The sequence below is a fragment of the Pseudomonas sp. Marseille-Q7302 genome (genome assembly GCF_965111925.1).
In genome coordinates, this window is the sequence record NZ_CBCOPK010000001.1 from 3,377,616 (window position 1) to 3,390,741 (window position 13,126).

13 protein-coding genes and 1 pseudogene are annotated in these 13,126 nt (G+C 67.2%); 5 read left to right on the top strand and 9 right to left on the bottom strand.

Annotation, left to right across the window (positions count from 1 at the left end; genetic code table 11):
* Positions 1-139 precede the first annotated feature (139 nt).
* Entirely contained in the window at positions 140-1,213 is a 1,074-nt protein-coding gene (gene mtnA / locus ACWPW1_RS15750) for an S-methyl-5-thioribose-1-phosphate isomerase (protein ID WP_454253372.1), read from the bottom strand.
* 118 nt (positions 1,214-1,331) lie between these two features.
* Here mtnA and ACWPW1_RS15755 point away from each other — a divergent pair, with 118 nt between their 5' ends.
* Genes ACWPW1_RS15755 through ACWPW1_RS15770 form a run of 4 tightly spaced genes read left to right on the top strand, consistent with a single transcriptional unit; the run spans position 1,332 to position 4,810 of the window.
* Complete coding sequence (locus ACWPW1_RS15755) at positions 1,332-2,657, top strand: TRZ/ATZ family hydrolase (protein WP_454253373.1); 1,326 nt, start codon at positions 1,332-1,334, stop codon at positions 2,655-2,657.
* A gap of 33 nt (positions 2,658-2,690) precedes the next feature.
* On the top strand, positions 2,691-3,389 hold the full coding sequence (ubiG, locus tag ACWPW1_RS15760; RefSeq protein WP_059315629.1) for a bifunctional 2-polyprenyl-6-hydroxyphenol methylase/3-demethylubiquinol 3-O-methyltransferase UbiG: 699 nt from the start codon (positions 2,691-2,693) through the stop codon (positions 3,387-3,389).
* Between the two features lie 3 nt (positions 3,390-3,392).
* Positions 3,393-4,064 (top strand): N-acetylmuramic acid 6-phosphate phosphatase MupP, encoded by a 672-nt coding sequence (gene mupP, locus ACWPW1_RS15765; RefSeq protein ID WP_454253374.1) that lies wholly within the window; start codon positions 3,393-3,395, stop codon positions 4,062-4,064.
* Between the two features lie 8 nt (positions 4,065-4,072).
* Positions 4,073-4,810, top strand: a complete 738-nt coding sequence (locus ACWPW1_RS15770; RefSeq protein ID WP_454253375.1) for a YciK family oxidoreductase — start codon at positions 4,073-4,075, stop codon at positions 4,808-4,810.
* Between the two features lie 9 nt (positions 4,811-4,819).
* Here ACWPW1_RS15770 and ACWPW1_RS15775 read toward each other — a convergent pair whose 3' ends face one another.
* The 5 genes and pseudogenes from ACWPW1_RS15775 to selD form a co-directional block, all read right to left on the bottom strand.
* Positions 4,820-5,683 carry a methyl-accepting chemotaxis protein gene (locus ACWPW1_RS15775; RefSeq protein ID WP_434776637.1) on the bottom strand — a complete coding sequence of 288 codons (864 nt, stop codon included), beginning with the start codon at positions 5,681-5,683 and terminating at the stop codon, positions 4,820-4,822.
* A 21-nt stretch (positions 5,684-5,704) separates the two neighbouring features.
* A pseudogene (locus ACWPW1_RS15780) lies at positions 5,705-6,772 on the bottom strand (HAMP domain-containing protein); the annotation flags it as partial.
* Between the two features lie 148 nt (positions 6,773-6,920).
* Complete coding sequence (locus ACWPW1_RS15785; protein ID WP_007160474.1) at positions 6,921-7,211, bottom strand: hypothetical protein; 291 nt, start codon at positions 7,209-7,211, stop codon at positions 6,921-6,923.
* Between the two features lie 78 nt (positions 7,212-7,289).
* Positions 7,290-8,390 (bottom strand): tRNA 2-selenouridine(34) synthase MnmH, encoded by a 1,101-nt coding sequence (gene mnmH / locus ACWPW1_RS15790; protein ID WP_454253376.1) that lies wholly within the window; start codon positions 8,388-8,390, stop codon positions 7,290-7,292.
* The gene (gene selD, locus ACWPW1_RS15795) at positions 8,390-9,424 is read right to left on the bottom strand and encodes a selenide, water dikinase SelD (RefSeq protein ID WP_454253377.1); all 1,035 of its coding nucleotides are present in this window, start codon (positions 9,422-9,424) and stop codon (positions 8,390-8,392) included. Before selD ends, mnmH begins: the two co-directional genes overlap by 1 nt.
* A gap of 343 nt (positions 9,425-9,767) precedes the next feature.
* Between selD and ACWPW1_RS15800 the strand changes: the two genes are divergently transcribed.
* Positions 9,768-10,958: a CynX/NimT family MFS transporter gene (locus tag ACWPW1_RS15800; protein WP_237140527.1), complete on the top strand. Its 1,191-nt coding sequence runs from the start codon at positions 9,768-9,770 to the stop codon at positions 10,956-10,958.
* Here the strand turns inward: ACWPW1_RS15800 and ACWPW1_RS15805 are convergent.
* The 3 genes from ACWPW1_RS15805 to ACWPW1_RS15815 form a co-directional block, all read right to left on the bottom strand.
* The gene (locus tag ACWPW1_RS15805) at positions 10,955-11,650 is read right to left on the bottom strand and encodes a DUF4892 domain-containing protein (RefSeq protein ID WP_454253378.1); all 696 of its coding nucleotides are present in this window, start codon (positions 11,648-11,650) and stop codon (positions 10,955-10,957) included. The two genes, ACWPW1_RS15800 and ACWPW1_RS15805, sit on opposite strands and share 4 nt — an antisense overlap.
* A gap of 120 nt (positions 11,651-11,770) precedes the next feature.
* Complete coding sequence (locus ACWPW1_RS15810; RefSeq protein ID WP_454253379.1) at positions 11,771-12,652, bottom strand: alpha/beta fold hydrolase; 882 nt, start codon at positions 12,650-12,652, stop codon at positions 11,771-11,773.
* A 28-nt stretch (positions 12,653-12,680) separates the two neighbouring features.
* Positions 12,681-13,124 carry a hotdog fold thioesterase gene (locus ACWPW1_RS15815; RefSeq protein ID WP_454253380.1) on the bottom strand — a complete coding sequence of 148 codons (444 nt, stop codon included), beginning with the start codon at positions 13,122-13,124 and terminating at the stop codon, positions 12,681-12,683.
* Between the last annotated feature and the right edge of the window lie 2 nt (positions 13,125-13,126).

Here is a 13,126-nt window from a genome sequence, read left to right on the forward strand (position 1 = left end):
GTCTGTCACCGGCGGCGCAAAAGGCGCTCCAACCGGTTTTCAGCACTGCATCACCGCCTGCCGAGGGCTTTCGAACAAAGCCTGTGCAAAGAGCGAAATTCTAACACATTCAGGGATGTATCCGCCCCTCACGATCGCCTCAATGCAGGCGCCGCCGATTCATCAGCTCGGCCATCTTCTTGGCGTCCGGCCGCTCCACCACGCCCCGCTCGGTGACGATGGCATCGATGAGGTCGGCCGGGGTCACGTCGAACACCGGATTGAAGGCGTCGACCTCGGCGGCGATCCGTTGGCCACCGGCTTCCAGCAGCTCGTGACCGGCGCGCTCCTCAATGGGGATGTCGTCGCCCGAGGCCAGATTCATGTCGATGGTGGAGCTGGGCGCCACCACCATGAAGCGCACCCCGTGGTGCATGGCGATGACCGCCAGGTTGTAGGTGCCGATCTTGTTGGCCACGTCGCCGTTGGCGGTGATGCGATCGGCGCCGACGATCACCCAGGCGACGTTGCGCGTCTTCATCAGGTGCGCAGCGGCAGCATCGACGTTGAGGCTGACCGGGATCCCCTCCCCGGCCAACTCCCAGGCGGTCAGTCGCGAACCCTGCAGCCAGGGTCGGGTCTCGTCGGCATGCACGCACTCCACCAGGCCGTCCAGGTGCGCCGCGCGTAGCACGCCCAGGGCGGTGCCGAAGCCGCCGGTGGCCAGGGCCCCGGTATTGCAGTGGGTCAGGAAGGTCTGCTTGCTGGCGTCATGCTTGCGAATCAGCTCGACACCCAGCTGGGCCATGGTCAGGTTGGCTTCGCGATCGCTCAGGTGGATAGCCACCGCCTCGGCTTCCAGCGCCGCCAGGGCGCCCTCGCCGGCCGTACGGGTCAGGCGCTCGCGCATCCGGTTGAGCGCCCAGAACAGATTGACCGCGGTGGGCCGCGACGCCGCCAGCAGCTCGAAATCGGCCGTGAGGGTCTCTTGCCAGTCCTCACCCGCCGCGGCGCGCTGACGGGCGCCCAGCACCACCCCGTAGGCGGCACTGATACCGATGGCCGGCGCGCCGCGCACCAGCATGTCACGGATGGCCTCGGCCACCTCGGCGGCGCTGTGACAGGCGACCCAGTGTTCGCGCAGCGGCAACAGGCGCTGGTCGAGCAGGTGCAGGGCACCGTCCCGCCATTCGATCGCCTTGATCTTTTCCGCCGCCAGCAGACGCTCTCGCATGATCTCTCCTCGACCTGAATCTGTAGCCCGCCAGTATACCGGCATCCGCGCGCAGATTTAGCGGTAGCCCTGCAAGGACCGCTATACTGCCGGCTCGCCCCTCTTGGAACCGCCGCAGATGCCGACCCCCGCGCCCCTGGACCTCTTGTTGCTCCCCAGCTGGATCGTGCCGGTGGAGCCGACCGGGGTGGTCCTGCGCGATTACGCCCTGGGCGTGCGCAACGGCTGCATCGCCCTGCTCGCCCCGCGCGTCGAGGCTCTGCGCCAGCCGGCTAAGGAGACCCTGGAGCTGCCGGGCAAGGTACTGATCCCTGGCCTGATCAATGCCCACGGCCACGCCGCCATGACGCTGTTTCGCGGCATGGCCGACGACCTGCCGCTGCAGACCTGGCTGCAGGATCACATCTGGCCCGCCGAAGGCCGCTGGGTCGACGAGGACTTCGTCCGCGATGGCACCACCCTGGCCATTGCCGAGCAGATCCGGGGCGGCATTACCTGTTTCTCGGACATGTACTTCTATCCCCAGGTAGCCTGCGAGGCGATCCATCGCACCGGGGTACGCGCCCAGGTCTGCCTGCCGATCCTCGATTTCCCGATTCCCGGCGCCCGTACCGCGGACGACATGATCCGCCGCGGCCTGGAGCTGTTCGACGACATGAAGCTGCACGAGCGCATCAGCGTGGCCTTCGGTCCCCATGCGCCCTATACCGTCGCCGACGCCAAGCTCGAAGAGATTCTGGTGCTGGCCGAGCAGTTGCAGGCACCGATCCAGATGCACGTCCACGAGACCGCCCTGGAGGTGGAGCAAGCCCTGGAGCAGACCGGCGAACGGCCGCTCAGCCGGCTACGGCGCCTGGGCCTGCTCGGTCCGCGTTTCCAGGCCGTGCACATGACCCAGGTGGACGACGAGGATCTGGAAAACCTCGTCGAAACCAATAGCCACGTCATACATAGCCCCGAGTCCAACCTCAAGCTGGCCAGCGGCTTCTGCCCGGTGGAGCGCCTGTGGCAGGCCGGCGTCAACGTCGCCATCGGTACCGACGGCGCGGCCAGCAACAACGATCTCGACCTGCTTGGCGAGACCCGCACCGCGGCCCTGCTGGCCAAGGCTGTCGCCGGCTCGGCCACGGCCCTGGACGCCCATCGCGCCCTGCGCATGGCCACCCTGAACGGCGCCCGCGCCCTGGGTCTCGATCGCTGCCTGGGTTCGCTGGAAGTTGGCAAGGCCGCCGACCTGACCGCCGTCGACCTCAGCGGCCTTGCCCAGCAACCGCTCTACGACCCCGTTTCCCAACTCATCTATGCCACCGGCCGGGACCGCGTCAGCGACGTCTGGGTCGGCGGCGTGCCGCTGCTGCGCCAGAGCGAACTCGTGCGCCTGGACGAGGCCGAACTCATAGCCAATGCGCAGCAGTGGGCCACCCGTATCCAGCAGGGCGCCTGATGCGCCCCGCCTCCCTTGCCTCTGGAGAACACCATGTCCAATGTCGATAACGCCGAGATCGCCAAGTTCGAGGCTCTCGCCTACCGTTGGTGGGACCGCGAAAGCGAATTCAAGCCGCTGCACGACATCAACCCGCTGCGCGTCAACTGGATCGATCAGCACGCCGGCCTGGCCGGGAAGAAAGTGCTGGACGTGGGTTGCGGTGGCGGCATCCTCAGCGAGGCCATGGCCCAGCGCGGCGCCCAGGTGACCGGCATCGACATGGCCGAGGCGCCCCTGGCGGTGGCGCGTTTGCACCAGCTGGAATCCGGTGTGCCGGTCGAGTACATCCAGGAGACCACCGAGGACCACGCGCGCAAGCATGCTGGCACCTATGACATCGTGACCTGCCTGGAAATGCTCGAACACGTGCCGGATCCCTCCTCGGTGATCAAGGCCTGCCACGACCTGGTCAAGCCGGGTGGCCAGGTGTTCTTCTCCACCATCAACCGCAATCCCAAGGCCTATCTCTTCGCCATCGTCGGCGCCGAGTACGTGCTGCGCCTGCTGCCACGCGGTACCCACGATTTCCGCAAGTTCATCCGCCCCTCGGAACTGGGTGCCTGGGCGCGCGCCGCCGGCCTCAACCTGCGCGATGTCATCGGCCTCACCTACAACCCGCTGACCAAGAGATACAAACTGGAAGGCGATGTGACGGTGAACTACATGGTGCGCACCCAGCGCGAGGACTAGGCCATGCGTCTGCAAGCGGTCCTCTTCGACATGGACGGTACCCTGCTGGACACGGCGCCGGACTTCATCGCCATCCTCCAGGCCATGCGCCAGGACAGAGGCCTTGCGCCCGCTGACGAGCCCCGCCTGCGTGGCGTCATCTCCGGTGGCGCCAAGGCCATGATCCTGGCCGGCTTCGAGGTCGACCCTCTGGGCGCCGAGCTCGAAACCTTGCGCCTGGAGTTTCTCGAACGCTATCAGGAGCATTGTGCGGACCACACCCGGCTGTTCGACGGCATGGACGAGATCCTGCGCGATCTGGACGCCGCCCGGCTGCGCTGGGGCGTGGTGACCAACAAGCCGGTGCGCTTTGCCGAACCCATCATGCAGCGCTTGGGCCTTGCCGACCGTTCGGCCTGCCTGATCTGCCCCGATCACGTCGCGCGCAGCAAGCCGGACCCGGAGATGGTCCTGCTGGCCTGCCGGCAACTGGACATCGACCCCCAGACCGCCCTGTTCATCGGTGACGATCTGCGCGACATCGAGTCCGGTCGTGCGGCCGGCAGCAAGACAGTAGCGGCCCGCTACGGCTACATCCACCCGGACGACCACCCCGAGCACTGGGGCGCCGACGCCACCATCGACCACCCGCTGGAACTGCGCGCCCTGCTCGACCGCGCGCTGTGCGGCTGCTAGAGGTTCAGATGTTCGACTACCAGGCTCCCGCCGAGCTATTGAAAGACCGCGTCATCCTGATCACCGGCGCCAATCGCGGCATAGGCGCCGCCCTGGCCCGCGGCTGTGCCGCCCTGGACGCCCGGGTGATTCTCCAAGGCCGCGATGCGGCAGCGCTGGATCAGGTGCGTGACGAGATCCAGGCCAGCGGTGGCCAGGCGGCCGAGACGCTGGTGCTGGATCTCGAACAAGCCGATGCGGCCGCCTATGCCGCGTTGGCAGCACGACTGCAGCAGCGCCATGGGCGCCTGGATGGCCTGGTCCACAACGCCGGACTGCTGGGCCCGCGAGTCTTGCTGGAAGAGACGCCTGCGCCAGCCCTGGCCCAGGTGCTGCAGGTCAACGTCCAGGCCGGCTTCGCCCTGACCCAGGCACTGCTACCGCTGCTCAAGGCTGCGGACCAGGCCTCGGTGATCTTCACGTCCAGCAGTGTCGGTCGCAAGGGGCGTGCCGGCTGGGGAGCCTATTCGGTGTCCAAGTTCGCCACCGAGGGTCTGATGCAGGTCTGGGCCGAGGAGCTCGCGGACGCTGGTGTCCGGGTCAACAGCGTCAATCCCGGCGGCACCCGTACCGCCATGCGCGCGGCGGCCTATCCGGACGAGGACCCTGCCCGGGTGCCCGCGCCGGAAGACATCCTGCCGGTCTACCTCTATCTGCTCGGCCCGGCCAGCCAGGGCACCACCGGCCAGGCGCTCAACGCCCAATAGCGGATTCGGTCAGACGTGGAAGCGCTGCACCAGCCGTGAGAGCTCGTCGCCCAGCTCGGCCAGCTCCCGGCTGGCCGAGGCCGTCGCCGCCATCGCCTGGCTGGACTGATCGGCGCCGTCGCGAATGCGCGTCACATTGACCGCCACCTCTTCGGCCACCCCGCTCTGCTGCACCGCAGCCGCGGCGATCTGCTGATTCTTCTGCTGGATGCTGGCCACCGCCGTGGCGATACCGGCAAAGGCGCGCCGGGTCTCACCCGCACTGCCCAGCGTCCCGGCCAGCAAGGTCTCGCTCTGCTGCATCCGCTCAACAGCTTCGCCACTGCCCTTCTGCAACACCACGATGAGCTGCTCGATCTCGATGCTCGACTGCTGGGTACGGCGCGCCAGCGCCCGGACCTCGTCGGCCACCACGGCGAAACCGCGCCCCTGGTCACCCGCCCGGGCCGCTTCGATGGCGGCGTTGAGCGCCAGGAGGTTGGTCTGCTCGGCCACTGCCTTGATCACGTCGAGCACACTGCTGATCGCCTGGCTGTCACGGGAGACGTTGTGCAGTCGTTCCGCCGCGGCCTGGACGTCCACCCCGAGGGTCTCGATGCCAGCCAGGCTGCGACCTATCACTGCCTGGCCATCGTTGACCTGGCGCTCGGCCTGGTCGCCAGCGCCGGCGGCGGCTTCGGCATCCGCGGCGACCCCCTGGGCCGTCGCCGCCAGTTCGGCCATGGCGGCCGCCACCTGGTCGGTTTCCTCCCGCTGGCGCGTCACCCCCTGCTGAGCGGCACGAGCCTGCTCGGCCAGAGCCGCAGCGGACTGCCCCAGGCGACCAATACCGTTCTGCAACTGCAGCACCATGCCACGCAATGCCGCCACCATGCTCGCGCTGGAGCGTTGCAACTGGCCGATCTCGTCACCCCGATCCACGATCAACTCGACATCCAGCTGACCCTGGGCAATGCGTTCGGCGGCGGCGATCACCTTGCGCAGCGGCCGGACGATGGCCAGGGTGATGATCAACGCGGCCAGGGCGCCCACCACCAGCGCCAGCAGGGCGACGCCGCCAATGGTCAGCAGGCGCTTGGTCATCATCGCCTGCAGTTCGGCTTCCTGTTGCCCATAGAGGGCATCGACCCGCTGCACGGCGGTCTCGGCCAGGCTGGTCATCCGTGCGCCTGCGGTCTGCTCCTGGGCCAGGGCGGCGGCATAGTCACCCAGGCGACGGATGAATTCCTTGATATTGGTGGAGACGTCCTGGATGACCGAGGAATAGGCCGGATCGCTCAGCTGTGGCTCCACCTTGGCCAGCAGGTCAAGCGCGGCGCTGGCCGAGGGCAAGGGCTGATCGTCCACCGTGGTCTTGCTCGCCCGTGCCTGGGCTTCGTCGAGGCTCTTGAGCATCAGGCGATAGAGTTCGCCCACTTGCTGCGACAGGTTCAGGAGTTCCGCGCCCTGCTTGCCCTCGGATTCCTTCAGTGCGTAGGCGCCGTCATCCAGCAGGCCGGATTGAAGAATATCCAGGCTGTTGGCGGCACCCTCCACCAGAAAGGCAGCGCCTTCCATGGCCAGACGGCGCGAGGTGTTGAGGCGCTCGAAGTCGGCGAAGGCAGTGCCATAGGCCTTGGTGGCCTCACGGGCAGCATCGAGGTCCGCCGCGTGGGCAGTGCCCAGCTCAGTAGCGAGCTGACCCAGCCTGTCGAGCACAGCCGGCAAGGCCTGCCGCAGGTGTTCGGCCTGGGCCGCCTCGCCAGTCAGGCGAAAGCCCTGCTCCAGGGCGCGAACCTGCATGACCTGCCGATTGATCGCGGCCATGTCGCGTAGCGAGCCGAAGCGATGCTCCACATCCTTGAGCGCGAGGCCGCCCTGGAGGGCCACCACCAGGGTCAGCAGCAGTACCAGGCCGAAGCCCACGGCAAGCTTGGTGGCGGTTCGCCAATTGGCCAGGCGGTAGCGCGCAATCCCTTTCATACGATACCCCAACAAGATGACAGCTACCGACGCTGTCGTCCGCAAAAGCCGACTCTTGAGGGGGTGAAAGGCAAAACGCCGCTATTCGTCGTGCCCGGCTACGTGCACGTCGCTTTGGATCAGGACGCACACCTGGCCGGGTGATCGATCAACGACCGGCGCGGGACTCGCGAATATAGAAGCGCGCCTTTTCGGCGTTCTTCACACAACCGGTGTAGGCCTCGACCTGCTGCTGGGTCTTGGCGGTGGACAGCAGGGCCAGCGCCTTGGAATAACTCACCGTGCCGGAAAAGCCTTCGGCCTTGGCCAGGTCGAGTTCCTGCCAGGCAGACCGGGTCTGGGCCGCGCAGCTGTCGCGATTGACTACCTTGCCCGAGCACCCTGCGAGCACCACGGCGGCCAGGGTGGCGGCCAGGACCGGAACCAGTTTCGCTTTCATCTCTCTTTCTCCTTGCGACCTGCAACCAGCCGAAACGGCCGGATAACCGCAGCGTAGACCGCCAGCGGCCGGCGCTGTTCAGCGCCGAGCCCGTAAAAAATCCACCACCGCGGCCTGGTCGCCGCTGAAGATCACCCGGGACGCCTTGCTCTCGCGCTGATAGGCGTACATGGGATCGTAGTATTCCGCCAGCAGCCCCTCGATCCAGCCCCGGTGCGCGGCAACGTCGCCCGAACGCTCCTGTTCGGCCAGAGCGGCCTCGAGGATAGCCGACAGGCGCTGGAAGCGTTCGCCACCCAGGCGCTTGGCGATGCCGGAGAGACTCTTGCGCAGCTGCTCGGCGAACAGTGCGAAGCCCTGCTCCGGCCCGTGCAGGCCAATGAATTCCGCCGCCAGATCGATGACGTAGTCGCGCAGGATGCGTTCGATACGGTTTTCTCGGCTGTCTTCCAGCCAGACCAGCGGAAACTGCTGCATGCCCTGGTGCAACTCCAGCGGTAGCGAGCAGCGGCCGACCAGGCGCGACTCGTCTTCCAACACGAAGTGCGCCTGCCCGGCGTGGCGTCGCCGCAGCAGGTCGATGGCCAGGCGATTCTCGAAATCGATCTGGCCCGGCTGCGGCGTGGCGCGTTTGCCAAAGCTCGACCCCCGGTGGTTGGCATGGCCTTCGAGATCGACGGCATTGTCGAGCTGAGCCACCACTTCCGTCTTGCCCGTGCCGGTCATGCCACCGACCACCACGAAGCCGCATTCGGCCAGGGCCTGCTGCAGCGTCTCGATGAGCAAGGTCCGCATGGCCTTGTAGCCACCCACCACGCGGGGATAGGCGATACTGCCTTCGCTGCGCAGCCATTCCTGACTGATCTGCGAGCGCAGGCCGCCGCGGAAGCAATAGAGGTAGCCTTCCGGATGCGCCTGGGCGAAATCGGCCCAGGCCTGGATGCGTTCCTCCTTCACTGCACCGGACACCAGCTGATGCCCCAGCTGCAGCGCCGCCTGTTGGCCCTGCTGCTTGTAGCGGGTACCGACGCGCTGGCGTTCCAGATCATTCATCAGCGGCAGGTTGATCGCCTGAGGAAAGGCGCCCTTGGCAAATTCCACGGGGGCGCGGACATCGATCAGGGGGACATCGCTCAGGAACAGCGCCCGCAGATCGCGGGCATCCTCACGCTGGCTCATCAGGCCACCTCGACCGCATGGGCGCGTCGATCCACCAGCCGGCCTATGGGTTGCATCATCAGGCCTAGCTCCGCGGCCACGGCGAGAAATTCCGCCTCCCCTTCGGGGGCCACGGCCACCAGCAACCCGCCACTGGTCTGGGGATCGCACAGCAGCTGGCGACGCTCCTCGTCCAGCGGGGCGATGCGGCTGCCGTAGCTGTCGAAGTTACGCTCCGTTCCACCGGGCACGCAGCCCTGCTGGAGGTAGAAGTCCACCCCGTCGAGACGGGGAATGGCGGCGAAGTCGAGTTCGGCGGTCAGGCCGCTGCCATCGGCCATCTCCACCAGGTGGCCAAGCAGGCCGAAACCGGTGACGTCGGTCATCGCCGTCACCCCGGCCAGGCGCCCGAAGCGGCTGCCGGGACGGTTGAGCTGGCACATGGTATCCCGCGCCAGATGGCGATCCTCGGGCCGCAGCAGGGCGCGCTTCTCGGCCGTGGTGAGGATGCCGATGCCCAGCGGCTTGGTCAGATAGAGGCGGCTGCCCAGGGTCGCGGTGTCATTACGCTTGAGGTGACGCTTTTCCACGATCCCGGTCACCGCCAGGCCGAAGATCGGCTCAGGCGCGTCGATGGAATGGCCACCGGCCAGGGGAATGCCGGCCTCATCGCACACTCGCCGTCCCCCGGCGATGACCTCACGCGCCACTTCCGGCGGCAGCACATTGACCGGCCAGCCGAGGATGGCGATGGCCAGCAGCGGATCGCCGCCCATGGCATAGATGTCACTGATGGCATTGGTGGCCGCGATCCGGCCGAAATCGAAGGGATCATCGACGATGGGCATGAAGAAGTCGGTGGTGGACACCACTCCGCGCTCTTCATCCAGACCATAGACCGCGGCGTCGTCGCGCGAGGCATTGCCCACCCACAGCCGCGGGTCCAGATGCTGGGCACCGCTCCCAGCCAGGATGGTTTCCAGGGTCTTGGGGGCGATCTTGCAACCACAACCGGCGCCGTGGCTGTATTGGGTGAGGCGAATGGGGTCGGTCATCGTTACTCCAGTTCAGCGGTGGCGCTCCTTCGACAGGCAGCGCGAAGGGGTGTAATAGTAGCAAATGCCCGACCGCTAACGAGGATGGCCTCGCTTAACAGATCGCCCGCCAAAGCAAAAGGGCTGTTTTTCGAGGGTAATCCACAGTTGCTGTGGATAACCTCGTGGAAAACCTTCCGCTGACGCCGGACAAGTGAGCGGCGGTGCGGCAATGGACAAACTGGCGATTTTTTAGCCGGTCCACCCAACTATTTTTTCCCGGCAGAGGGTAGCGAACAGAAGCGCCATGCGTTATGGCCAGAGTGCGCTAGGATTGCGGGTTTCCCCAGTCATAGCGGCGCCCATGTCTTCTCCAGCGATTTCACCCTCTACCGCCTGGCAGCGCGGCTTGTTGCTCGCCAGTCTCATGCTCATCGCCCTCAACTTGCGGCCAGCGCTGTCCAGCCTGTCGCCCCTGCTGCGGCAGATCGAAAGCAGCACGGGCCTGTCCAGCAGTGCCATCGGCCTGCTCACTACCCTGCCGGTACTCTGCCTGGGGCTGTTCGCGCCCCTGGCGCCACGCCTGGCCCGTCGCTGGGGCAGCGAGCGCACCCTGGGCGCCATTCTCGCCCTGCTCGCCGTGGGCATCGTCCTGCGCAGTCTCCTGCCGCCCGCCGGCCTGTTTCTCGGCAGCCTGATCGCCGGCGCCTGCATCGGTATCCTGGGCGTGCTCCTGCCGTCCCTGGTCAAGCGCGACTTCCCGGCCCAGGCCGGTCAGCTGATGGGGCTCTACACCATGATGCTGTGCATCGGCGCCGCCCTGGCCGCTGGCGCGACCGCGCCTCTGGCGGAGGCTTTCGACGGCCACTGGCAACCTGCCCTGGCCATTTGGGCACTGGTCGCCGTGGTGGCCCTGCTGGTCTGGCTGCCGCAGCTGCGCCAGCCGCCCCTGGCAGCCGCGCATCGAAGCCAGGGCAGCTCCCTGTGGCGCAATCGCCTGGCCTGGCAGATCACCCTCTATATGGGTCTGCAATCGTCGCTGGCCTACATCGTCTTCGGTTGGCTGCCCACCCTGCTGATGGACCGGGGCCTGGGCATGGTGCAGGCCGGCTTGATGCTGTCCGGCTCGGTGATGACCCAACTGGTCAGCGCCCTCACCGCGCCCTGGCTGGCAACGCGTGGCAACGACCAGCGCCTGGCCATCGTGGTGGCCATGACCCTGACCCTCGCGGGCCTGCTGGGCTGCCTCTATGCTCCCCTGGGCAGTCTCTGGCTGTGGGCGGTAGTGCTCGGCCTTGGCCAGGGGGCCACCTTCAGCCTGGCGCTCGCCCTCCTGGTACTGCGCTCCCGCGATGCGGAAACCGCTGGCCGACTGTCCGGCATGGCTCAGGGCGCAGGATACAGCCTGGCTTCCCTGGGCCCGTTGCTGGTGGGCATCATCCACGACGCTACCCACGGCTGGGCGCCCATGGGCGTGTTGTTTACCGTGATCGCCGTGCTGGCAACGCTGTTCGGCCTGGGCGCAGGTCGCACCCGCTACGTCAACGACGTCTAGCGGCGATAGAGACCCGCCGCCCGGCCATCATCGATCTGCAGTCGCGGCGCGCGAATGCCCGCGTCGCGCAAGGCGTTCTGCCAGGCCACGGCCTGGTCGCCGCCGAGGGTCACGGCCACATCGCCATTGAGTGCCAGGGCCGCGGCGAATCGCGCGATCCAGGGCTGCGCCGGCTCCTTGCCCAGGGCAGGCAACAGCAACTGGCCGTCGCGCTGCAATTCCTTGAGCAGGGTGGCGGCGGTCGGCAACAGCTCCGGTAATGGCTGGCTCGCCTGCAGCCGCTCTGCGTGCAGATAGCCGCGGCGATTGCCGCGGGTGATGCCATAGAGCGTCAGTACCGTCCGAGGCTCCGCGAGTTGCAGCACCAGCAGGCCCTGCTGATCGTCAGGTCCATAGAGCATGGCTTCGCCCAGCAGGCTGTTGGCGATGACGCTGCTGGCGCCGCAATCACGCCCCTCGCACCAGTAGAGCAAGGTCGCGCCTTGTTGCTGCAGGCGCTGGCGTTCGCTGTCGAGTCGTGCCAGCGGCGGATGCCCACTGGCCAGCTCGAAGGTCTGGGTCTGGAGTTCGCCCTCTACCTGCAGCGAATCTTCCAGCCGCAGGCGGCCACCGATGCGGCTGGCCGGCCCCAGCGGATAGAGGCGCTCAGTGGTCGCCGGCCCCGTCTCCCGAACGAGCTGGGCGTGATCCATGGGGGCGATTTCAGGTAGCACCGCTGCCTGCGCGGCGCCAACGGACAGTAGCAGGCCAATCAGCAGGGATCGCTGGACGAAAGTGGCGCGAGTGTAAAACGGATGGCTAGGCATCCCGCATTATTCGCCGGGCCCGATGCTGGCGGCAAAGAAGGCATTGAAACAATCTGCGACGGCCTGGGCGCCGTGGGCGTCATCCAGATGCAGATGGTGCCCGCCTGGCAGCTCGTGGAGCCGAAAGCACGGCTGCTCGCGTGCCAGTCTCATGGCCTCGGCATGAGGCGCCACGAGACCGCCTGCGGCCACCACCAGCGCCGTCGGGCAGCGCACGGCGCTCAGGCAGGCCGCGGCCTGCTCCGGGGTGAATCGGATTCGACTGGGTAGCCGCAGCCGGGGATCGGAGCGCCAGGTGTAGCCACCGGGCACGGCCATCAGCCCGCGCTCGGCGAGGAGTTCGGCAGCCTCGCGACTGACCGTCAGAGCCCCCTTCAAGCGCGCTGCCACGGCCTCTTCCACCGTGGCATAGACCGGCTTGCGGCGATTGGGCAGCTCAAGCTCGGCGAGCAATGCCTTGCCCAGCTTCTCCGGCACCTCCGCCGCTGGCGTGGTGTAGGGCAGCAGGCCATCGATCAGCGCCAACCGTTCGATGTGATCCGGCAGGGCCGCAGCGGCGATGACGCCCACAATGGCACCCATGGAGTGCCCGAGCAGGCCGAAGCGGGTCCAGCCCAGTTGCCGCGCTGCGGCGAGCACATCCAGCACATAGTCCTGGATCGCGTAACCGACCCCGGCCGGCCGATGCGCCGACAGGCCATGCCCCGGCAGGTCCAGGGCGACGATACGCAGGCCGTGCAGCCGAGGCGCGAGCTGGGCGAAGGTCATGGCGTTGTCCAGCCAGCCATGCAGCGCCAGCACCGGATAGCCATCCTCCGGACCGAACACCCGCGCGCTCAGCTCCACATGGGCGAGTTCCAGGCGCAACTCCTGTACCTGGGCCGTCATGGCCGCACCTCCGCCGACCGCACGCCGTTCATGTCGAAGGGTGGTCCCGCTGCAGCGGGACCACGGCCACGGTCAGCCGCGACACGCAGGTCAGACGGCCCTCTTCGTCGTTCAGGCGGATGTCCCAGACATGGCTACTGCGCCCCAGATGGAGGGGACGAGCGACTGCCGTCACCCGGCCGGCACGTACGCCGCGCAGGTGATTGGCGTTGATTTCCTGACCCACGCAGTAATAGCGCGAACGATCCACGCAGAGCATGCTGGCGATGGAGCCCACCGTCTCGGCCAGAGCCACCGAGGCGCCCCCGTGCAACAGCCCCATGGGCTGATGGGTACGCCTGTCCACCACCATGCTGGCCGTCAGGCTACTGTCGTCCCAGGCCTCGATGCGCATGTCCAAATGTTCGCCGAGGGTGTTCTCGAGCTGACGCCCGAGGTCCGCAGGATCCGGGAGGGTCTGCCAGATGCTCATGT

Bases quoted from the DNA above. Each gene is read 5' to 3' on its own strand.
- ACWPW1_RS15775 (WP_434776637.1), bottom strand. From the start codon at position 5,683: ATGGTGGCGGCATTGCGTGGCATGGTGCTGCAGTTGCAGAACGGTATT.
- ACWPW1_RS15755 (WP_454253373.1), top strand. From the start codon at position 1,332: ATGCCGACCCCCGCGCCCCTGGACCTCTTGTTGCTCCCCAGCTGGATC.
- ACWPW1_RS15770 (WP_454253375.1), top strand. From the start codon at position 4,073: ATGTTCGACTACCAGGCTCCCGCCGAGCTATTGAAAGACCGCGTCATC.
- mnmH (WP_454253376.1), bottom strand. From the start codon at position 8,390: ATGAGCCAGCGTGAGGATGCCCGCGATCTGCGGGCGCTGTTCCTGAGC.
- ACWPW1_RS15785 (WP_007160474.1), bottom strand. From the start codon at position 7,211: ATGAAAGCGAAACTGGTTCCGGTCCTGGCCGCCACCCTGGCCGCCGTG.
- mupP (WP_454253374.1), top strand. From the start codon at position 3,393: ATGCGTCTGCAAGCGGTCCTCTTCGACATGGACGGTACCCTGCTGGAC.
- ACWPW1_RS15805 (WP_454253378.1), bottom strand. From the start codon at position 11,650: ATGGATCACGCCCAGCTCGTTCGGGAGACGGGGCCGGCGACCACTGAG.
- mtnA (WP_454253372.1), bottom strand. From the start codon at position 1,213: ATGCGAGAGCGTCTGCTGGCGGCGGAAAAGATCAAGGCGATCGAATGG.
- selD (WP_454253377.1), bottom strand. From the start codon at position 9,424: ATGACCGACCCCATTCGCCTCACCCAATACAGCCACGGCGCCGGTTGT.
- ubiG (WP_059315629.1), top strand. From the start codon at position 2,691: ATGTCCAATGTCGATAACGCCGAGATCGCCAAGTTCGAGGCTCTCGCC.
- ACWPW1_RS15810 (WP_454253379.1), bottom strand. From the start codon at position 12,652: ATGACGGCCCAGGTACAGGAGTTGCGCCTGGAACTCGCCCATGTGGAG.
- ACWPW1_RS15800 (WP_237140527.1), top strand. From the start codon at position 9,768: ATGTCTTCTCCAGCGATTTCACCCTCTACCGCCTGGCAGCGCGGCTTG.
- ACWPW1_RS15815 (WP_454253380.1), bottom strand. From the start codon at position 13,124: ATGAGCATCTGGCAGACCCTCCCGGATCCTGCGGACCTCGGGCGTCAG.